At 41.0% G+C, this 20349-nt stretch carries 26 protein-coding genes, 1 tRNA gene and 1 pseudogene; 7 read left to right on the forward strand and 21 right to left on the reverse strand.

Annotated features, from left to right (window positions below):
- The first annotated feature begins 152 nt into the window (after window positions 1-152).
- Entirely contained in the window at window positions 153-692 is a 540-nt protein-coding gene (locus LC090_RS11620; RefSeq protein ID WP_226658203.1) for a hypothetical protein, read from the forward strand.
- A 34-nt stretch (window positions 693-726) separates the two neighbouring features.
- Here LC090_RS11620 and LC090_RS11625 read toward each other — a convergent pair whose 3' ends face one another.
- Window positions 727-1500: an SDR family NAD(P)-dependent oxidoreductase gene (locus LC090_RS11625; protein WP_226658204.1), complete on the reverse strand. Its 774-nt coding sequence runs from the start codon at window positions 1498-1500 to the stop codon at window positions 727-729.
- A gap of 170 nt (window positions 1501-1670) precedes the next feature.
- Between LC090_RS11625 and LC090_RS11630 the strand changes: the two genes are divergently transcribed.
- Window positions 1671-2558, forward strand: coding sequence for a helix-turn-helix domain-containing protein (locus LC090_RS11630; protein ID WP_226658205.1), 888 nt, complete (start codon window positions 1671-1673; stop codon window positions 2556-2558).
- Between the two features lies 1 nt (window position 2559).
- On the opposite strand, the gene LC090_RS22255 is transcribed toward LC090_RS11630, so the two are convergent.
- The 5 genes from LC090_RS22255 to LC090_RS11650 all read right to left on the reverse strand — a co-directional run bounded on the left by LC090_RS22255 (window position 2560) and on the right by LC090_RS11650 (window position 5517).
- Window positions 2560-2655 carry a putative holin-like toxin gene (locus LC090_RS22255; protein WP_425589651.1) on the reverse strand — a complete coding sequence of 32 codons (96 nt, stop codon included), beginning with the start codon at window positions 2653-2655 and terminating at the stop codon, window positions 2560-2562.
- Window positions 2656-2748: 93 nt separating this feature from the next.
- Window positions 2749-2886, reverse strand: coding sequence for a hypothetical protein (locus LC090_RS11635; protein WP_226658206.1), 138 nt, complete (start codon window positions 2884-2886; stop codon window positions 2749-2751).
- A 138-nt stretch (window positions 2887-3024) separates the two neighbouring features.
- Window positions 3025-3678, reverse strand: a complete 654-nt coding sequence (locus LC090_RS11640; RefSeq protein WP_226658207.1) for a uracil-DNA glycosylase family protein — start codon at window positions 3676-3678, stop codon at window positions 3025-3027.
- 16 nt (window positions 3679-3694) lie between these two features.
- The gene (locus LC090_RS11645; RefSeq protein ID WP_226658208.1) at window positions 3695-4522 is read right to left on the reverse strand and encodes an SGNH/GDSL hydrolase family protein; all 828 of its coding nucleotides are present in this window, start codon (window positions 4520-4522) and stop codon (window positions 3695-3697) included.
- 68 nt (window positions 4523-4590) lie between these two features.
- A complete protein-coding gene (locus tag LC090_RS11650; RefSeq protein WP_226658209.1) occupies window positions 4591-5517 on the reverse strand; it encodes a GDSL-type esterase/lipase family protein in 927 nt (308 codons plus the stop codon).
- Window positions 5518-5710: 193 nt separating this feature from the next.
- On the opposite strand from LC090_RS11650, the gene LC090_RS11655 reads away from it, so the two are divergent.
- Window positions 5711-6001, forward strand: coding sequence for a HesB/YadR/YfhF family protein (locus tag LC090_RS11655; protein ID WP_226658210.1), 291 nt, complete (start codon window positions 5711-5713; stop codon window positions 5999-6001).
- Window positions 6002-6037: 36 nt separating this feature from the next.
- Here the strand turns inward: LC090_RS11655 and LC090_RS11660 are convergent, their stop codons facing one another.
- From LC090_RS11660 to acnA, 8 genes are all read right to left on the reverse strand, one after another.
- Complete coding sequence (locus LC090_RS11660; RefSeq protein ID WP_226658211.1) at window positions 6038-6349, reverse strand: hypothetical protein; 312 nt, start codon at window positions 6347-6349, stop codon at window positions 6038-6040.
- Window positions 6349-6789 (reverse strand): acyl-CoA thioesterase, encoded by a 441-nt coding sequence (locus LC090_RS11665; protein ID WP_226658212.1) that lies wholly within the window; start codon window positions 6787-6789, stop codon window positions 6349-6351. The genes LC090_RS11660 and LC090_RS11665 overlap by 1 nt, the downstream gene beginning before the upstream one ends.
- 112 nt (window positions 6790-6901) lie before the next feature.
- Window positions 6902-7114, reverse strand: a complete 213-nt coding sequence (gene tlp / locus LC090_RS11670; RefSeq protein WP_226658457.1) for a small acid-soluble spore protein Tlp — start codon at window positions 7112-7114, stop codon at window positions 6902-6904.
- Between the two features lie 71 nt (window positions 7115-7185).
- Window positions 7186-7674 (reverse strand): hypothetical protein, encoded by a 489-nt coding sequence (locus LC090_RS11675; RefSeq protein WP_226658213.1) that lies wholly within the window; start codon window positions 7672-7674, stop codon window positions 7186-7188.
- A 52-nt stretch (window positions 7675-7726) separates the two neighbouring features.
- Window positions 7727-8251, reverse strand: a complete 525-nt coding sequence (locus tag LC090_RS11680; RefSeq protein WP_226658214.1) for a hypothetical protein — start codon at window positions 8249-8251, stop codon at window positions 7727-7729.
- A gap of 137 nt (window positions 8252-8388) precedes the next feature.
- Window positions 8389-8532, reverse strand: coding sequence for a small acid-soluble spore protein N (gene sspN, locus LC090_RS11685; protein ID WP_226658215.1), 144 nt, complete (start codon window positions 8530-8532; stop codon window positions 8389-8391).
- A gap of 57 nt (window positions 8533-8589) precedes the next feature.
- A complete protein-coding gene (locus LC090_RS11690) occupies window positions 8590-8718 on the reverse strand; it encodes an FbpB family small basic protein (protein ID WP_226658216.1) in 129 nt (42 codons plus the stop codon).
- Window positions 8719-8906: 188 nt separating this feature from the next.
- Window positions 8907-11618, reverse strand: coding sequence for an aconitate hydratase AcnA (acnA, locus tag LC090_RS11695; RefSeq protein ID WP_226658217.1), 2712 nt, complete (start codon window positions 11616-11618; stop codon window positions 8907-8909).
- Between the two features lie 190 nt (window positions 11619-11808).
- Between acnA and sspO the strand changes: the two genes are divergently transcribed.
- The gene (gene sspO, locus LC090_RS11700) at window positions 11809-11958 is read left to right on the forward strand and encodes a small acid-soluble spore protein O (protein WP_224600037.1); all 150 of its coding nucleotides are present in this window, start codon (window positions 11809-11811) and stop codon (window positions 11956-11958) included.
- A 39-nt stretch (window positions 11959-11997) separates the two neighbouring features.
- Here the strand turns inward: sspO and LC090_RS11705 are convergent, their stop codons facing one another.
- The gene (locus tag LC090_RS11705) at window positions 11998-12255 is read right to left on the reverse strand and encodes a hypothetical protein (RefSeq protein ID WP_226658218.1); all 258 of its coding nucleotides are present in this window, start codon (window positions 12253-12255) and stop codon (window positions 11998-12000) included.
- A 115-nt stretch (window positions 12256-12370) separates the two neighbouring features.
- Between LC090_RS11705 and LC090_RS11710 the strand changes: the two genes are divergently transcribed.
- Complete coding sequence (locus LC090_RS11710) at window positions 12371-12508, forward strand: small acid-soluble spore protein P (protein ID WP_098443510.1); 138 nt, start codon at window positions 12371-12373, stop codon at window positions 12506-12508.
- A 43-nt stretch (window positions 12509-12551) separates the two neighbouring features.
- Here the strand turns inward: LC090_RS11710 and selA are convergent, their stop codons facing one another.
- Together selA and LC090_RS22080 are read right to left on the reverse strand one after the other, a co-directional pair.
- Window positions 12552-13946 (reverse strand): L-seryl-tRNA(Sec) selenium transferase, encoded by a 1395-nt coding sequence (gene selA, locus LC090_RS11715; RefSeq protein ID WP_226658219.1) that lies wholly within the window; start codon window positions 13944-13946, stop codon window positions 12552-12554.
- Window positions 13947-13990: 44 nt separating this feature from the next.
- Window positions 13991-14185 (reverse strand): annotated as a pseudogene (locus LC090_RS22080) (Rdx family protein); the annotation flags it as partial.
- Between the two features lie 146 nt (window positions 14186-14331).
- On the opposite strand from LC090_RS22080, the gene selD reads away from it, so the two are divergent.
- A complete protein-coding gene (gene selD, locus LC090_RS11725) occupies window positions 14332-15381 on the forward strand; it encodes a selenide, water dikinase SelD (RefSeq protein WP_226658220.1) in 1050 nt (349 codons plus the stop codon).
- A gap of 35 nt (window positions 15382-15416) precedes the next feature.
- Here selD and phnC read toward each other — a convergent pair whose 3' ends face one another.
- From phnC to selB, 4 genes are all read right to left on the reverse strand, one after another.
- Window positions 15417-16172 (reverse strand): phosphonate ABC transporter ATP-binding protein, encoded by a 756-nt coding sequence (gene phnC, locus LC090_RS11730; protein ID WP_226658221.1) that lies wholly within the window; start codon window positions 16170-16172, stop codon window positions 15417-15419.
- Entirely contained in the window at window positions 16162-16842 is a 681-nt protein-coding gene (phnE, locus tag LC090_RS11735) for a phosphonate ABC transporter, permease protein PhnE (protein ID WP_369522749.1), read from the reverse strand. The genes phnC and phnE overlap by 11 nt, the downstream gene beginning before the upstream one ends.
- A 73-nt stretch (window positions 16843-16915) precedes the next feature.
- The gene (phnD, locus tag LC090_RS11740; RefSeq protein ID WP_226658223.1) at window positions 16916-17818 is read right to left on the reverse strand and encodes a phosphate/phosphite/phosphonate ABC transporter substrate-binding protein; all 903 of its coding nucleotides are present in this window, start codon (window positions 17816-17818) and stop codon (window positions 16916-16918) included.
- Window positions 17819-17841: 23 nt separating this feature from the next.
- On the reverse strand, window positions 17842-19722 hold the full coding sequence (selB, locus tag LC090_RS11745) for a selenocysteine-specific translation elongation factor (protein WP_226658224.1): 1881 nt from the start codon (window positions 19720-19722) through the stop codon (window positions 17842-17844).
- A 496-nt stretch (window positions 19723-20218) separates the two neighbouring features.
- Here selB and LC090_RS11750 point away from each other — a divergent pair.
- A tRNA-Sec gene (locus tag LC090_RS11750) sits at window positions 20219-20315 on the forward strand.
- Window positions 20316-20349: the final 34 nt, after the last annotated feature.

Below are 20349 nucleotides of genomic sequence, written 5' to 3' on the forward strand. Positions count from 1 at the left end.
ATATTTAAACCGATCTCTTCACCAGCATTTTTCTGAATAGTTTTACTTATTACATTTTATGACAATTTTTCTTTATTTAGTTTACAAACTGGATCTTATACACTAAAATTTGTATTCGAAAGGTATTTTTCTAAAAATTAGGAGGGTTTTGAATGAAAAGATTTTTACCCCTATTCATGCTGCTTGTTTTCGTTTTTGTAGCTGCTTGTAGCAACAATGAAGCAAACGATACAAGTACAAATGCTAACAATTCAGGAAGCACCGAAGAAGCAAGTGAAACGGATGTAAAGAGTGATCTTCTTGACTTCCAAATGAACTTAATTCAAACCATCAATGAAAGTGATAGCCCAATTTACGCTTTTGAAGCGGCAAAAGTGGCTGAAGAAAAACCATCTGATGAAGAACTTGCTACAATGAAGTCTGATGCTGAAGCAGCTGCCAAAAAGGTGGCTGAAGATGTTCGTGCTGTTGAAATTCCAGCTGAACTAGATACTTACAAAAGTGACATCGAAGCAGCATTAGAGGATCTTGCTAAATCTTATGAAACTCGTGCCGCTAATCTTTCTGACGAGCCGGAAGCAACTTATGAAGAATCTGATGCACAATTCGCATCTTTTGAAGAAAAAATGGCTACAGTTTACGAAGATGCTGGCCTAACTGCGCCAAGCTTCTCAGCTGATTTAGTAGACTAATAGAAAACCGTTACTCACCTGAGTAACGGTTTTTCTAAAATCCATAGCTCGTCATTCCACCATCTACAAACAGCGTCTGACCTGTTATGTAATTTGATGCTTCAGAGGATAAGAATACGGCTGCTCCAACTAAATCTTTTAGTTCACCCACTCGCTTCATTGGAGTACGAGTTAGAATATCTGCTAAGTACTGCTCATCTTGCAGTAGCTTTTCAGTAAGTGGTGTCTTAAAATACCACGGCCCAATTCCATTAACTGTAATACCATTCTCTGCCCATTCAAGTGCAAGGTTTTTTGTCATCTGTATCATACCAGCTTTCGATGCTGCATATGCGACGCCTGTTCTTAACGCAACGTGGCCCGCGACAGAAGTGATGTTAATAATCTTTCCCCCTCCGCCTTCTTTCATTACTTCTGCACACTTTTGCGACATAAAAAAAGCGCCCTGCAAATTTGTTTGGAAAATGGACGTCCACTCCGCCTCAGTCACATCGCTCGCTTTTGAACGAATATTCATTCCTGCGTTATTAATGAGCACGTTAATCTTTCCAGCTTCTTTTTCAATTTGTTGAACAGCTTCTGTTAAATCGCCCTTTTTTGTTATGTCAGCTTGAATGGGGTAAGCCTTTCGACCAACATCGCGAACAAGTCCAGCTGTTTCCTGAATATCTGCTTCTGTTCTTGCTAGGACTACTACATCAGCCCCTGCTTCGGCCGCTCCTATCGCAAGTGCTCTCCCAATTCCTTTTCCTGCGCCAGTCACGACAACGACTTGATTGGTTAATTCAAATGATGGTAAATAAGACAATCGTTCTCCTCCTCTTAATGGAATAGTTTCACGTAAGAGGTTCTCGAATAAATGAGAAAATCCTGCAAGGAATATTGTTTACATAATATTATTATGGTATTAAATAATTAGGAAAATATGTATTTAACAGGGATTCGTGATACAATGAGGGTAAAAAAGGGGGATTGCAGGTGCGTCAGGATACACTCGGATATGCAATGCGCGAACTTCGAATGTACCTTGGACTCTCACAGTCCGATTTATCAGAAGGCATCTGTACACAAGCATTAATTAGCCAAATTGAAAATAATGACGTCTCACCTTCTGCTGAACTACTTTATCAGTTGGCATCAAGACTCGGTGTAGATATTAACTATTTTTTTCACATGAAGGAAACACCTCGCCTGGATTATGTGAATGAAGTGATTCGACAAATTAGAAAACACATAAAACGACGTGAATATCGCGAAGTTGCTGAAATCCTTGAAGCAGAAGAAGCGAACCCCCTTTTTCGAACTGTGAAGAATAAACAATTCTATCTCTGGCACAAAGCGATTTGCACCTATTATATAGATCATGACACTCATACTGCACTTCAGCTTCTAGATGAAGCCCTCCACCTTACAGCGACCACTTCGAAAAATTACTCAGAACGAGAAATTGAATTACTCATTAGCATGGCGATTTTGCATAGTGAGGAAAAAGATTGGGAACGTGCGCTACCGTTATTTCACAAGGCACTGTATCATGTTCGCTTTTTCCCCATTATTAATGACGAAACGATTGAAATTCGTCTCTATTATAATTATTCGAAAGCGTTATCCAATTGTAGAAACTACGAAAAAGCTTTGTCTATCGCACGAGAAGGTTTTTTATTATGTCGAGAGAAACAGCGCCTTTACCTTTTTGGTGAACTTAGCTATCAATGTGGCAAGCTTCACTATCTACTCGGAAATCAAGAGTTAGCTTACGAATATCTTGCCACCGCCTCTACGATTTTTGAACTCGATCAAAATCAAGTCTTTAAAGACCATGTTGATCATTATGCGAAGAAAATTGGATTGATCCAAAATGCGTAACTTATTTATGTTTTGTTTTTTCAATCAAGATAACGATGAAATTAAAGAGAGACACGAAGAAAAGTCCTGCCGTAATAAACAATGTAAGCTCTTCCATAGCATGTCCTCCTTTCAAAGAGATCACGGGCTATTCATTCGGTTTACTATAAACTGGAAAGGTGCAGACACACAACAGACCCCTTTTCTTTAATTAATGACAGTAAGGTAGATCTTCATCCTGAACGACGTATGCTGATACCTGAACCATTTCACTCGAATCGTGAGGAGTAATTGCATATCCGCTCACCAATACCAACGATACCAGAAGTAAAGCTGCCCATTTTTTCATTATGTCAACCCTCCTTTCATTACATTTATATTACAACGGAGTCAATATTTATGCATTTGTCCTGTGTGTTTTCCTGCTTCATGAAAAAAGCCCCATTCGAATTCGAATGGGGCTTTCCGTTCTATTTCATAAACATCCTTATATTTTATGACGATTAAACACCTCAATCACCTTATTTATAGATTGTTGGTAACGGTCACGACTCCAAGAATTATAGCTTGGATGAGGAACATCCATTAGGACCGTCCATTTATCACTCGACACGTTCGCGAGTTGAAAATACTTTTGAGCAAACCGTCCACATGGAACTAGCGTCACTTCTCGATCCCTTAGTTTTTTCAACCGGTTCTTAAATTTGGTTAAGAGAAGCTCTTCCGCAGCAACTAATGATTCCTCTTTAAACGGGGTTTTCTTAGCAGACGTTCGAATCGTACCAAGACAGTCTAGCAACTCACGGTTGCTTTCCAGGTCTTTCGCGGAATAAGGTCTCTCTTGCATAGGGATATTACATACATTTAGCAACCCAATAACATCAAGAGAAGGTCTTTCCATCTCTTCTTGTTGGTGCTTTTTTAATAATAGTCCGAGAGGTTTTGCATAGTCTGGACCAAATAATTTCTTAGACATCGTTGCACCTGAAGCACCCGCCACAAGCACACCGTTTTGAACTTCTGCTACGTGTGGAGATTCCAATATGAAAATCAGCTTTGTTTTCGGTGAGATCATTTCTGGAACTTCATAATCATCCGATAGTGCTTGATATTGCTGTTCAAATTTCTCTGCTGTATCCATAAATCATTCCCTGCCTTTATCGATTCGCTACGTTGTTTTCTTTTAAATAAGTTACAATTCGATCTCCCATTAAATGATAGCCTTCTTCGTTGGGATGAAAGGCGTCTTCATATAATAAATTCTCATCACTTTCAAGAAATAAATCAGCAACAGGTACGAAGGTCGCGCCAGGGGTATTGGCAATAATCGATCGGCTTCCTTGATTCCACTCATCTACAATTTCATTCATTTCGGGAATATTTCCAAATGCTTTTGAGAAGGGATTGAATAAGCCCGTAAAATAAATCGGCGCATCAGGATTAAGATAACGAATGTTCGCTAATATCGTTGTCAGATTTTCAAGATAGATCTTCTTTTGAAGGGTGAAATACTGCTGATCTAAATTCATAAAATGAGTTTTCACAACTCCAAAAAGATCATTACCACCAATCGTTATAAAAATATAATCAGCATTTTTCACGCCATTCTGTACGTCTTCTTCTTCAAGTCGTTTCAGAAGATCCTCTGTTTCATTTCCGGTAACGGCATAATTCTGAAGAGTGACCGTTGTATTCTGATCATCTTCAAAATATTGGTCGCTAACATACCCAATATACCCTTTTTTGTCCTTGTCTCCTACACCTTTCGTTAAGGAATCACCAAGTCCTACAATTTGAACTTCCTTCGGTTCATCACTCTCTGGTTCATCTTGAAAAACCTCTTGTATTTCATCACTCAGTGGGAGTGAATTCGAATTCGTTTGTTCGGGATCATCCATTTTAAAATAAATATAAGTAAAGGCCCCTGCTCCAATAAAAACTAGGAGCGTTAGGCTTATGAATATCCATTTCATCCATTGCTTCATGGTCATTATCCTTTTCACATTCCATTGATACTACTATTCTATCAAAAGAGGCTCACCTCGTACACGAACTATTCAAAAGGGATTTCCTCGACAATAGCATCTTGCTTCAATCGATATTGAATTTGTCTCGCAATCAGTTCATATCCTTGATCGTTCGGATGAAATCCATCTTCAAAAAACAAATTTTCATCTACTGAACTAAACAATTCATATACGGGAACAAACGTCGTACGATCGTCCTTCTCTACTGTGTCTTGACTTGCGCCATTCCACCTTTGCACAATTTGATCAATTTCCGTCACCGATTGAAAATTCTCTAATAATGGATTATATAGGCCAATAAACAATATCGGTGCTTCAGAATTAATGCTTCGGATACGTTTCATAATCGCATCAAGTCGTTCAACATAGTTCGTTTGTTCCTGTTGAAACACGTCGATCTGCAAGTCTAGGAAATGCTCCTTTACCACCTTCATTAAATCATTACCACCAATGCTCATCACAATCAAATCAGCTTCAGCAAGCGAAGCTTTCGTGTGATCTTCTTCTAACATTTTATATAATTTCGGCGTTTGTCTACCATGTACGGCGTAATTTTCAACTAATATCGATGTATTCGTATCGTGCTCAATATTTGCTGCAAGTCTGCCGATATATCCTTGATTTGTCGAATCCCCACTCCCTTTTGTGAGAGAGTCACCTAGACCTACGATTCGAACATCTGGATCCGTTACTGTTTCTTCCATTTCCTCTGGCTTTTGCTCTTTTGCTGTTGTGGTGACTTCTGGGGCTATATTCGTTTTAGCTTGGTCATTTTTATTTGAAATCGATGAGATGACGGTTTCATTTGGTGCTTCACTCATCACCATCATAGATGCTGCTTGCTTTATTTCATTCATACGCTGACTGCGGTATTCCATTATCGGCTTAATGCTCAGCAAAATACCTCCAGCAAGAATGAGGAATAAAAACAGCCATACTCTCTGTTTTTTCATCAGGAATACCTCCTCATTACACTTCCTTTTATACCCTTATTGTATGAGCAATTAACGTAAAATACGAAATACTGTTAAATACGTTATTAAATTTTTGGCATTTTTTCGCTCCCTAACCTTTTTTTTTTGCAAGTTCCCGTTACTTCTTTATAATAGTACGAGTAGACCCGTTCGGCAAAGGAGGAAATGACACTTGAAAATGACAATTACAAAACCGGCGTTAAACTGGTTTAAAAGAGAAATGGATCTTGAAAAAGGGGACCATCTCCGTTTTTTTGTACGCGTAGGCGGCTGCAGTACTGTGCAAGACGGATTTTCGCTTGGCATGACGGTTGAAGAGCCAACCGAGCCTGCTCTTATGCTTGAGGAAGAAGGGATCACCTTTTTTATAGAACAAAAGGATATCTGGTTCTTTGAGGATCAAGATTTCACTGTGAAATTCAGCCGTAATAAAGAAGAGATTCAGTTCGTTCACGGAAATTAATGAGAAAAACGCGAAAGCTTCTCGCTTTCGCGTTTTTTAATGCCTCTTTTTCAAACGAAATCGATGAATATGAGAGCGTAAGCCTTCTTGTTCAAGAATGCGGATCTGGTCATCACCCAGTAAGTCAAAGTGCGGAAACTTCTCTCGTTCATGCATCCATTCTCGCTTTAAACCGTATTTACTGCCCCATCTCGCGAGCTTCTCTTTGTCGTTGCATCCGGCTTTTGTAACCGAATGAAACTGCGGAAAGCGAGGATCATACCAAAAATGAGTTAATAAAGCGACTTCACCGCTTTTAACCTTTGCCTTCCATTCTGCAAGCTCACTCTTCGACAATCCAAAAGCCATTATTCCGCTCCAGTAGAAGCAGGTTGCTTTTTGGCATTTTCATAAGCATGATGCCATTCCGGAAACTTTCTTCGGATTGATACAGGACGGAACGTATCTCTCTTCACACACGTGTGCAACGATTCTCCCGTCACGCAAATCTCACCGTCTCCATTAATCACTTCATACCCATAATTCACCCGAATGCCATCATAGGACTCCACCCAGGTTTTAACCATGACTTCATCTCCATAACGAACAGGACGTTTGTAGCTTGCTTGAATATCCATGACAGGGGAGAGAATCCCCTCTTTTTCCATATCAGCATATCGAAAACCTAAATCATTAATTAAAGTTGTGCGGCCTAATTCAAACCAAACGAGATAGTTGGCGTGATAAACAACCCCCATTTGATCGGTTTCAGCATAACGAACATCGATTGGCGTAGTTGCTATGTACATCCTCTTTCCTCTCCTAACTTCAACGTGGTGTCGCTCTTATTTTACCATAAACCACCTTTGAAGCATGAATGAGAAGAACTGAATGACGTGAAGTCATTCAGTTCTTTGCTCTTTATTGCTTTGATTCATCTTTGATTTCATTTCTCATTGCCTGAATACTTTGCTCTCGACGCTGATTCTTTTCTTTTATTGCCTTTTTTTGAAGGTCGCTATCTGTAAATTCTAAAGATGCCTCGGCATCATGCATGTTCTCTATCGTATCTTGTACCATGCTCTGTAACTTTTCTGCATTATCTCGTCGATCATCTGGATTTGCTTTCAAAATAAGCCCTCCCTGTTTGTGTATGACAAGGTGTTACGTGCTTATTATGGCTTTCAGATTCACGAGATATTCGCTTAAGACTGGAGACTTTTAGGTAAGATGCCTTCTAACTTTCCTTCATAATAAAGCATGTCTTTTCGAACATCTGCCGAACACCCATTTGATAAAAGGATGTTTTCAGCGGCTGTGAAGACTTGCTTCAACATTCGAATGCCCATACGATAATCTACCACCACATTTTCCTGAATTCGCTCTTCATAAGAAGACAGAGCTACGAGAAGTCGATACGTACATTCTAACAATCGACTCGGCACATCATTTGGTGAATGATTTCCTCCTTCACTTAGAAAGGATTGAAATTCGCGGTCATCTTCATCACACATAAGAAAAAAAGAGCCTGGAACCTCATGTAGGTCATGCTCGATATCAGAAATTGTGAGGCTCATGACTGCAAGCCTTGCTGCAAAACCACCTACGAGTGATGCAGTCCCACAGCCATATGGCGGCCCCGAAGTTTCAAGCATGCGGTAAATGTCATTCCCTAACGTTTCTTTATGATCCACTTTTATCACCTCTCCTAGAGTCCCATACCCTTTCTTCTTCTGCTAAAATCTTCTAAATGGCTTCTTCAAAAATAATCGGGCTCATGTACGTGACGCTTTTTTTAGATATCTCGATCAGATTCTGCCAGTATTCTTTCACACTTTCCTGGTGATTTCCTTGATCAAAGCTAATTTGAAGCCATGATAATTCCTCAAGAAGCCTTACAGAAGAACCAACCCATATTTTTTCCCCTTCTACTTGCAGTACAAACGGTTCGTCAAATCGAAAGGGAAGATAGATGCCAGACTGATTAGGATGAAGAATCAGATGTTGAAAAATCGTGCCCTTAAAAAGTCGTGCATAAATGAGAAGAACGCGATCGTTTCGAGCCGCTGCTTTTTTCAGCTGATGAAGCGTTTGCGCCTCCCCTAACTCAAGACTCGCAATGGTGCGCTCCCAATTTAATTCTTCTCGATAAGGGACAAGGTAACCCATTTGCTGCATTTTAATTTCAAGTTCTTTGACTAGAAGATCTTCATTCCGTTCTCCCTTTCTCGCCATCGATGTAATTGGTTCAATTCTTGCTGTAATTGTCATATCGTTCCCCCCGAAAACTTTTGTCTCCTAATCTTTCGTGATACTCCCATCCTTTTGGACAACTTTACATGAAATGAAAAGAAGTTGTTAAAATTGAAATAAACCAGAAAGAGCATTCCTTTCTGGTTGTCATCAGCCTATTTCCCTTTTGGAGGGGCGTAGTCCGGTTCAGCTTTGCCTTTTGTTTGCATTTGTTTTCCTTTGTTCCCCTCAGCTTCAGGATTTACAGAAGCAAGGTGGTTTGGCTTAAATGATTTAGGGAACTTTTTGGGATTACTCATTAGAATCTCCTCCTTTACGCTATAGGCTGTGCAACTAAAGGAGAAATATCTATCCGTTTATAAATTTTTCGCATGCTTTTGTTCGAATTTTTCTTCAATCCGTTCAATCGCTTTCTTGTCGTTCATTAATTCCAATTTATTTTGCATGACCAGTTCTTTAAACGAAACCTTCTTAGATTTTCTCATATGAGTCTCCTTTCCTTTTCAACAGGTTTTAAAACCAGTATTCCCGTTTTTTTAAAACTTATTACAAAAATCCGATTTTTTTGTTTATTAGATTAAAATTCAGCTTTCCTCAATTGAAAAGTGGAAAGGGTTCACCAGTGGAAAAAAAACGCACAAAAAAAGGATGGCAAGAGCCACCCTTTTTCTCATTAATTTGCAATTTTGTCGCGAAGAACCATTTGAAGGATACCACCGTGACGATAGTAGTCAATTTCCACTTCACTATCGAAACGAGCAAGTACTTTAAATGTTTGCGTTTCGCCTTCTGGAGTTGTCGCCGTAACGTTAATCTCATCACGCGGCTTCACGTTTTCTGTAATTTCGACAGCAAACGTTTCTTTACCAGTAAGGTTATACGTATCCGCACTTTCACCATCTCTAAATTGAAGAGGAAGTACACCCATTAGAACTAGGTTACTACGGTGAATTCTTTCATAGCTTTCTGCAATTACCGTTTTAATTCCAAGAAGGTTTGTTCCTTTTGCAGCCCAGTCACGTGAGCTTCCCATGCCGTAGTCTTTACCAGCAAGAACAACTAGACCTGTTCCTTCTTCTTTGTACTTCATTGCAGCATCATAGATTGGCATGACTTCATCTGTATTCCAGTATGTTGTCCAGCCGCCTTCAGTGCCTGGAGCTACTTCGTTACGAATACGAATGTTACCAAACGTACCGCGCATCATAACTTCGTGGTTACCACGACGTGATCCGTAAGAGTTAAAGTCAATCGGACGAACGCCGTTGTTTTGTAGGTATTGACCTGCAGGCATATCTTTTGCAATCGCACCAGCTGGTGAAATATGGTCCGTCGTTACTGAATCGCCAAACTTCGCGATCGCTCTAAGGTCTTTAAGCTCATGTATGTCTTCTGGATCTTTTGAAAGATTTTCGAAGAATGGAGGGTTCTGGATATAAGTAGACTGATCGTCCCAGTTATAAAGATCTCCTTCACTTGTGCTTAGTTCATTCCAACGTTTGTTTTCGTCGAATACTGTTTTGTACTGACGCTTAAACATTTCTGGTGTTACTGTTTCAGCGACAGCTTGCTTCACTTCTTCAGGAGATGGCCAAAGATCGCTTAGGAACACATCGTTTCCATCTTTATCTTTACCAAATGAATCAGAATGAAGATCAAAGTCCACTGTACCAGCAAGCGCATAAGCAACTACAAGCGGTGGTGAAGCGAGATAGTTTGCTTTCACTAGCGGGTGAATGCGTCCTTCAAAGTTTCGGTTACCTGAAAGGACAGACGTTACAGTAAGGTCGCTCTTTGCAACCGCATCTTCAATTTCTTCTTTAAGTGGTCCAGAGTTACCAATACAAGTGGTACAGCCATAACCAACGAGGTGGAAACCGAGGTCTCTAAGGTAAGGCATAAGACCAGACTTATCCAGGTAGTCTGTTACAACTTTTGAACCTGGTGCAAGGCTTGTTTTCACGTATTCAGGAACTTTAAGTCCTTTTTCAACAGCTTTCTTCGCAAGAAGTGCTGCGCCAAGCATAACCGATGGGTTTGAAGTATTTGTACAGCTTGTAATCGCAGCGATCGCAACTGCACCGGTTTTCATTGTGACTTCTTTTCCGTCGTTAAACTTCACAACGGCTTCTTTATTAATTTCGTCTTTATCCATACCCAGTCCCTGGTTACCTTGAGGAGCTGTAAGGGCTTTATTAAACTCTTTCTTCATATCAGAAAGAACAATCAAATCCTGTGGACGTTTCGGTCCGGCAAGACTTGGTTCAACCGTTCCAAGATCAAGTTCTACTACGCTTGAGAAATCAGGATCTTCAGATTCTGGCGTGTAGAACAATCCGTTAGCAATTGAGTATTCACGCACAAGGTTGATGTGCTCTTCAGAGCGACCAGTTAAGCGCATATATTCAAGCGCTTCTTCATCAACTGGGAAGAAGCTACATGTAGAACCTTGCTCTGGTGCCATGTTGGAAATCGTTGCACGGTCAGCAAGCGGCATGCCAGATAGACCTGGTCCGAAGAATTCAACAAATTTCCCAACTACTTTTTTCTCACGTAGAAGCTGAGTTACTTTTAGTGCAAGATCCGTTGCTGTTGTTCCGCTTGGAAGTTCTCCAGTAAGCTTCACACCGATTACTTCAGGAACTGGGAAGTAAGAAGGCTGTCCTAGCATACCTGCTTCAGCTTCAATACCACCAACACCCCATCCAAGAACACCAAGACCGTTGATCATGGTTGTATGAGAGTCAGTACCAAATAATGTATCAGGATAAGCAATGTTTTCACCGTTAGCCGTATTTTCTTGAACCACATTTGCTACGTACTCCAAGTTTACCTGGTGAACAATTCCAGTTGCTGGTGGAACAGCACGGTAATTATCAAACGCATCTTGAGCCCATTTCAGGAATTTATAGCGCTCAAGGTTACGTTCAAATTCTTTGTTCATATTAAATTCAAGCGCGTCCTCTGATGCGTATTTATCAACCTGTACCGAGTGGTCAATAACAAGATCGACTGGAATTTCAGGGTTGATTTTGTCAGGGTCGCCACCGATATCAGCCATTGCTTTACGAAGTGACGCAAGGTCAACAACTGCAGGTACGCCTGTGAAATCTTGAAGAATAACGCGTGAAGGTTTAAATGGTACGTCAATATCTTTGTTTTGCTCGCTAGTTCCCCATTTAGCGAGATTTTCAATATGCTCTTCTTTAATTACTTTACCGTCATACTGACGTAAAACGGATTCGAGCAAGATTTTGATCGTGTAAGGGAGCTTGCTTACCTTAGCGATGCCTGCTTCTTCTAGCGCCTGAAGACGATAGAAGGAATATGTTTTACCATTGGCATCGAATGTTGCTTTCGAATTATAAAGTTCATGATTTGCCATATGTAGTTCCCTCCTCCAAATTGCATAACAAAGCGGATGTCGAAAAAACGTTTTCAACTTCCCTTTATCCAGTTTAGTAAATTTCTAAACATAAGTAAATAACAAGATTGTTATTGCTGTTGATAAGTGTAGCTTATCAACACATATTTTCGCTTGTTCAGGACAAGTTAGAATGAGGGAGGTGATCACAATGGGAAAGCGAAAAGCAAATGGTGTTCGACCAGGAATGAATGACGCTGACGCACAGGGAAATGGAGCAGGATATGATAATGAGTATGCGCATGAGCATATGACTGCAGAACAGCGACAATACAACAAAAAGACAAAAAAACGCCAATAGATTCAAAACCCGTCACAATAAGATGACGGGTTTTTTGAATTACTCGTTGTTCATTTCTGCTTCAATCGACTGCAGGTCCTGTTGGAATTGCAGTAACTGTGCGCGCTGATGTTCAGATGCATTGACTAACGCGTTTTCAATTTGTTGTTTTGCTTCCCCTACTTCTTGCTGAAGGTGTTTTAAGTCTTTTCCATACCCGCTACTACTTACCACAATTTCATTTTTGGCATCAATCGCTTGTTCATAGCCCTGCTGTGCTGCCTGAAATGATTGTTGTTTATTTTTATGATATGGCATTCATCCAACCTCCTTTTCTTGTGCTTTCACCATAGTTTAACCAGGTAACAGCGTCCTATTCGATCAGAATAAGGACCGTAAACCTGTCCATACTAAACAACAAGGAGGGATTGCAATGACTGAAAGCAATACGTTTAAAGATATCAGGAAAAACGCTCCTAAGGGTCATACTGGACAGCCTGAACCGATGAAAGGCTCTCATAAAGTGAAAAACAGAAATCATACAAGACAAAAAAATGGTGAAGGGTTTTAATCCTCTCACTCAATGACAAAAGGCGGCCTTTGTGGCCGCCTTTTTAGTGATCACTATTAACTAACTCACTGAGAATCACAGCTTCCTCATCCGTCGTGACCGTTCTTAAGTCAATTAATATTTTATCGTCTTTAATTCGCGTAATAATTGGTTGTTCGCTGCGCCTTAGCTTTTCTTCCAATTCATTCACGGGATAATCATTCGTTCGAATGGCTACAACATAAGTCGGCAGCTCAACCGCTGGCATCGTGCCTCCACCTACTTGAGAAACACTAGCTTCCACCTCTACCTTATAATAAGAACACTTTTTTTCAAGTTGTTCCTTAAACTGACTCGCACGTTTTCGTATTTCTTCTGCTTTTGCCGTAATATCTCTTATCGTCGGAATGTTCGTTCCATCTTTATATAAATGTTCCCCTAACGTAGCCTCAAGAGCAGCAAGCGTAAACTTATCGACACGTAACACGCGAGCAAGCTGATGTCTTTTTAATCGATCGATCAGCTCTTTTTTACCAGCAACCATCCCTGCCTGTGGCCCGCCAAGTAGCTTGTCACCGCTAAATGAAACTAAATCAGCACCAGCAGCAAGCGTTTCTTGAACGGTAGGCTCTTCTCCAATTCCATCTTTTCGATAATCGTATAATGCGCCACTTCCTAAATCTTCGTAAAAAATGACCTGCTGTTTTTTTGCAATGGATGCTAATTGCTCGCGATCTACTTCTGACGTAAAGCCAACAATGGCAAAATTGCTACGATGCACTTTCATTAACATCGCCGTTTCATCGTTCACAGCTTGTTCATAGTCAGCGGGATGTGTTTTATTCGTAGTGCCTACTTCCTTCAAGCGCGCCCCACTCTCTTCCATGATGGAAGAAACCCGAAAGGATCCTCCAATTTCAACAAGCTCGCCTCGCGACACAACCACTTCTTTTTCTTTTGCAAGGGCACTCAGAATCAAGAAAACAGCTGCCGCATTGTTATTGACGACCATAGCTGCTTCTGCCCCTGTGGCCTTGCAAATCGCTTCTTCGACAATGGTATGTCGGGATCCTCGGATTCCTTCTGCAAGGTTATATTCGAGTGTGGAGTAACTTTTGGCTACTTCCATCATATGATCTAGTGCAGCATCGCTTAATCTCGCTCTTCCAAGATTCGTATGTAGGACGACGCCGGTCGCATTTATAACGGGGATTAAGTGATTCGCATTCAATGAGGCCATCTTCTCTTTTATGCTCGCTATAATCTCACTTTGAAAACCGTGACGATCTCGAGCTTTTCCTGTATATCTTTCTTTTATTAAAGCCTCACGCAGGTCATTGACTTCTTCTTGAATCAATTGCTTCAATAAATCATGAGGAAATTCACGTCCACGCTCTTCTTTCAATAACGCTTCTTGAATCTGATGGATCGGCGGAATTTCTCTAAGTAATTTCAACATGCTCATCTCCTATTGCGAAACGAAAGGCACCCGCGCGGGGTGCCCTACTCGAATGTTTTGCCTTCCATTTCTATAATAAATGAATCTACTTCTGGGTACTGACCTGATTCTTTTTTGGAATGGATCCGATCTCCATTTACCGTTATTTCAAACACACCACCTGATCCAGGAATTAACTCTAGGGATTCAATCTGATGTCTAAAGTGGTTAAATAATGATTCCGCGAAACTCGCGGCTTTTGGTGCATAGTTTCACTGCATGCAGAATTCGATCGTTACACGATACTTCATATTGGCGACCTCCTCTGATGAAATTCAGGTTGTACATACTATATCATTTCAAAAAAGTGATGAAAAGATTTATACTCAGAGAAGGAGGTGGTTATATGTCAAATCAAGAAAACATCCGTTTAACATCCCTTTCGACAAAAGGTGGTTGAGGATGCAAAATCGGTCCTGAGGACCTGACGCAAGTTTTGCGTCAATTACCTAACAAGAAAACAGATCCAAATTTACTCGTTGGCGTTGAAACTTCTGACGATGCAGGCGTATACCGCCTAACCGATGAAATTGCCATGATTCAAACGGTAGACTTCTTTACACCTATCGTTGATGATCCATATATGTTCGGCCAGATTGCAGCGGCTAATTCATTAAGCGATGTTTACGCGATGGGCGGGGTACCGAAAACCGTTCTAAACATAGTCGGTTTCCCAATTAAAAAGCTAGCTCCTTCCATTCTTACAGAAATTTTGAAAGGCGCAGCGGATAAAGTGGATGAAGCAGGCGCTGTCACAGCTGGTGGACATTCCATTGATGATCAAGAGCCAAAGTTCGGGCTATCTGTAACGGGCCTCGTTCACCCAGACAAAATCCTCATGAACGTTGGGGCTAAGCCTGGAGACGCGATTGTTTTAACGAAGCCAATCGGTGTTGGCATTCAAACAACAGCCATTAAACCTGAAAAGCTAACGGCTGAACAGCTCCAGCGCGTAACAGAAACAATGGCCGAGTTAAACAAAACGGCAGCGGAAGAGCTAGCTGGTTTGTCACCTAATGCCGTAACAGATGTCACTGGCTTTGGATTACTTGGACATGCATATGAAATGGCAACTGGAAGCAACGTTAGTATTCAGATAGACTATAACAGCGTACCGGTATTGCCTGGCACGCTGGAGCTAGCAGAGCAAGGCTTTATCCCGGGTGGATCTAAAGCGAATCATCGCTGGATATCTGAAGCAGTCAGATATGAAAACATATCAGAACTTGAACAATACATCCTTTGTGATGCTGTTACATCTGGAGGTCTTTTGATAAGTCTTCCTGATCATGAAGCGAAGGAGTATCAATCAAGGATGAGCGATAAAGGAAAGACTGCTAGCATTGTTGGTCACGTCAAAGAAAAAGGATCTTTTGCGATTACCGCAAGTAAATAACAAAACGGAAGTAGGGGCTCTCCCTACTTCCGTTTTTAACTTTCATATAGCATGTCTTCTATTTCTCCTGTCAAAGCCTCAGGTCGATCATCGAAGACCACACGCCCCTCTTTTAATGCCACGATGCGCGAAGCATACCTTTTCGCTAGCTTTACATCGTGTACATTAATGATGGTTAACAAATTCCGCTCCTCATGCAAACGACGAAGCAGTTGAAAAATGCGGTTAGCCGTCCCTGGATCAAGACTTGCGACAGGCTCGTCCCCAAGAAAAACATCAGGTGACTGGGCAAGCGCCCTGGCAATACCAACACGTTGTCTCTGACCCCCGCTCAATAAATCCACACGCTTATTTAAATGAGGTAACAGTTCAACTTGTTCAACCACGTCTCTTACAAGCCTTTTTTCACTTTCATCAAATAAACCTGCCATGTTGCGTATGGTTGATCGAGAACCAAATAACCCCGTGTAGACATTTTGCAAAACCGTTAAACGGGGAATTAACTGATGATGCTGAAAAATCATTCCCATCTTTTTCCTTTGTCTCCTCAAGCCTTCTCGATCAAGGGTTTGGAAAGAACGTCCATTATAGGTAATATTCCCTTCAGTTAAAGCCTGCAATCCATTTAGCGTGCGAATGAAAGTTGACTTTCCTGCGCCCGTTTTACCTAGAATACAAACAAACTCGCCCCGCTGAAAGGTGAGAGAAACATGATTCAATGCATACGATTCTGCATGTTGATAGCGAACGCATCCATTTTCCACTATTAACAACGCGTCATTACATGACATTTTGCCTCACCCTACTTCCGAGAAAATCAACGACAATCACAATGATCATAATCAGCATCACATCGACCGCAACCGTTTGGTACTGAAATGTCTTAAAATGAACAAACAGCTGCTGCCCAATGCCACCTCCACCGACTAAACCAAGCATTAGTGACGTTCGAATCGCTACTTCGAAGCGATAAAAATAGTGGGAGAGGACATTCGGCCAAATTTGTGGAAAGATAGAAAAAAGCGCGCCGATTAACGGACGTGCCCCCACCGCCTTCATTGCCTCCTGCGGACCTTTGTCAGCCGCTTCAATCAATTCTGCAATCAGCTTTGATAGTACACTTGCATTGTGAACGATAATCGCAATTGTTGCGGCAAATGGACCGGGACCAACGATGGTAAGAAACATTAAACCAAGCACAATTTCAGGAATCGACCGGACGAAACTTAAACCAATACGCACAGCCCCATAAAAAGGACCTGCTGTATTTTTGGCGGCAAGCAAGCTAACGGGTAAGGCAACAAGTAACCCAGCAAAGCTACCAAGAAAGGCCATTCCCAATGTGACAAGACTTGCTTTTAACATCGACGGAAGCACCGACGTATTGAACGGAAACCAGTTCGATAGAAAATCAATCATATTGTTAAATTGACTAAACTTCCGAACATCGAACTCCGTCACTCCTATGCTCCACAACATTAATGCGATTACTATTAGAAATAGTATAAGGTGCTTCCATTTAAACCAGGCCATTTTACTCCGTTAACATCCCTTGCTTATCCGCCGCGCTTCGGATGCTCTCATAATCTTCGTTACTTGCTTTCGTAAATCCAGACGCACCAAACGCATTTAAAATGGTTTCATCTTCAATAGATAAGAAAGCATTCTGCAGCTGATCAATTGTCTCTTCATCCGTCCCTTTTGAGACCGCCCACGGATATTGGAAAAGCTTTTCAGATTCCCAGATCACTTTCAGCTTATCTCCATCAATTTTCCCTGATTCAAGAAGCTGATTATAGATCGCACTATCAATGGCTCCTGCATCAACCTGTTTATTTTGTACAGATAAAGCTGTTGCATCGTGAGAACCTGTGTACGCTATAGAAGCAAAACGATTGTTATCTTGATCTTCAAAAACGCCTCGATCTTGAAGTTCAATTGAAGGAATCAAAGAACCAGAGGTTGAATTTGGATCACCAAACGCAAAACTTCTTTCTTCACTCTTTTCTAGATAGTCTTCAAGGGTATCCCACTCATTTTCTGTATTTGTAATGATATAAGAATGATAGAACGGCTCTCCATCAATCAGCTGCGTTACAATCGCCTTAGCCCCACTCTTCTCATGTGCAATCACATACGTAAGCGGTCCAAAATAAGCCATATCGATTTGATTATAATTCATCGCTTCAACGACACCGTTATAGTCAGGATAAGTTGTGATTTCTACATCACGATCCAACTTTTCGGAAAGTTCTCCCTGGAGTTTGGTCATCGCTTCTTCAATTTCACCTTCTGTTTGAACTGGGATTACACCAATCGTAAAGGCGCTCTCTTCTTTTTTACTATTATCTGTTGAACCATTTTCGTTCTCATTTGAGCTACATGCAGCAAGAATGCCTAACATCAGCACCATGACAAAAAGAACTGTTTTTTTCATTTTCTCCACTCCCTCATATCTTCCTAGCTTTCTAATCTCCAAAATCTCTCCTGATCTTTTCTTATGGTGTAGCCCTCATGATCAAGTTTTTCAAGGATCGGCACTAAATACTTACGACTTACATGAAGCACGTCTTTCGCTTGCTGTAATGTAAAGGCCTGCTCTGTTTCTGCCTTCAACGATTGAATGGCTTTCTTCCAACTTTCAATGTGAACGTAAAGCTCATCCGTTAATTTAACGGCTATGCCTTCCTCAATCACATAGCTCTTAAACTCTGCTTGATAGGTCACGGGAATTTGCTGCTCATTCATTAACCGATCGATCGGTGAAACGTTCATTCCTTGCTCTTCTAAATGGTTCAACACCTTTCTCATGCGCGTTTTCCAAGCGTCTGGAAGACTGGGCTCGAATGAGCTCAAGGCAAGAAACGGTCCAGATTGCTGTAACGTTTCTTCAAGCTCAAAATGTAGAACGGCGTTAATTACTTTTATAGGATACCTTTGCGTCAACTCCTGCACGACCTCTGCTTTTCGAGGACCCTTTCGCATTGGATACGCTTCATGAGTCGCTTTTAAATACGTGTGAATCGCTTCTACGACTCGTGCAAGAACGTTTCTTGAGGTCACGCCTCCATCAATAAAAACGAGGTAATCGTTCTTTTCAAGTTGTTGAAACGATTCCTCGTTTAAGCCGATTTGTTGCATTACCTGTTCTTTTGATAAAAGGTGCTCATGATCCAGCATCTGATCAAGCTGTTCAGCCGGGGTTCCTTTCATCATTTGTTCAAACTTGGCGATTGTTTCCGCTCCAAACTTATATTTCTCTCCTGCCACATTGAGGATACTTCCTCCACCGATTGTTTCCACCGGAGATGGGCGCCTCAAGATAACCCGATCCCCTTTTTTAGCCGTAATAGGGTCATGAAGTCGAATCTGGCAAAAAAGCGATTCTCGATTCCCCGCCTCAAGATTGTTGCGATCAAAAAATACAACCGTGCCTCGTACTTCTGCGGTTCCAATATGGACCGTTACTTCTGCTCTCTGTTTTAAATCATGAGACATCGTAAGAGCTTTCGTGAATGAAAGATCAATGGTCGATGTAACAGGATAGTGATTGGAGTTAACAATGACCTGTCCCCGAACCATCTGTTGCCGATCCATCCCTGCCAAATTAACCGCAACGCGTTGTCCTGCAAAAGCTCTCTCCACTTTTACGCTATGACTTTGCACCTGTCTTACTCTCGCTTCAATACGATTAGGAAGTAACGTAACAAGCTCTCCTTCTTTTAATTCTCCATCAAAAATCGTCCCTCTTGCAATCGTTCCATGACCTTGTAATGTAAACACTTGATCAATCGGCAACCTCAGTGCACCAGCTTTATTTCTAGAAGGTACATTGACAAGAAAAGAGCGAATATTTTCTTTTAACTCTTCAACGCCTCTCCCACTTTTAGCATCTACGATATGAATGCCGGATCCTTCAAATCCAGTTCCTTTTATGTATTCAAGAATATCTTCCTGAACGAGGGAAAGCATCTCTTCCTCTACCATATCTGCTTTCGTAATCGCAATAATGGATCGTTGAATACCGAGAAGCGAAAGGATCTCTAAATGTTCTCTCGTTTGTGGCATGACTCCCTCATCAGCTGCCACAACTGGGATAACGAGATCAATACCAGCAACACCTGCAATCATTTGTCTGATAAACCGCTCATGACCCGGAACATCGATAATAGAGATCTTCATGTTATCCGATAAATGAAACGGAGCGAAACCTGGTTCGATTGAAATGTTTCGTTCTTTCTCTTCTTTTAGCCGATCTGTATCAACGCCTGTTAATGCGCGTGTCAATGTCGTTTTCCCATGATCAATGTGCCCGGCTAATCCAATAGTATAATAGTTCATTTTCTCACCTGCCATCCTTTATTAACATTAATAAATGTAAGTTCAGGATGCAACTTTAAACCTTTGTACACCTAAAAAAGGCCACTCCTCTACTTTATGCATCGATGTATTTTTATACACCGCTGTATGATCTAAAAGTTATTCACAGCTATCCACAGCACAAACTGTTATACCATTATCAGCGACCTGTATCATTCGCGAAACTGTATTAATTCGTTATAAAAAACTGTTACAATGAGCAATTTGTCGAAATCACGAAAAGTGAAATACAAAACGATTTTTGTCGATTCCTACACAGAAGGAAAGTTCTCAGCCTAATTTGAATCTAAATTTGACTTTATTCGACAGATTTTCATTATTGCGCTAACTTAAAACCGCATTAGGTAAAACTTTACTTATAAATTTACTAATCATTTTATTAAAATAATCTTTTATGAGCACATGCATTGCACATCTGAATTTCTTCCGTTACTATATTAAAAGTACACTTCATTATGGGGCTGGTTGTACGTCTGGTGAGTGCCACGGTCTTCAAAACCGCTTGGGAGGCGCGTGCCGTCTTCGGTGGGTTCGATTCCCACACAGTCCCGCCAATTACACTGCAATCATTTGAAATTGTCATCTTAT

Origin of the sequence: Guptibacillus hwajinpoensis, from assembly GCF_020524165.1 — a bacterium.
Classification (GTDB): domain Bacteria; phylum Bacillota; class Bacilli; order Bacillales; family Guptibacillaceae; genus Guptibacillus; species Guptibacillus hwajinpoensis_D.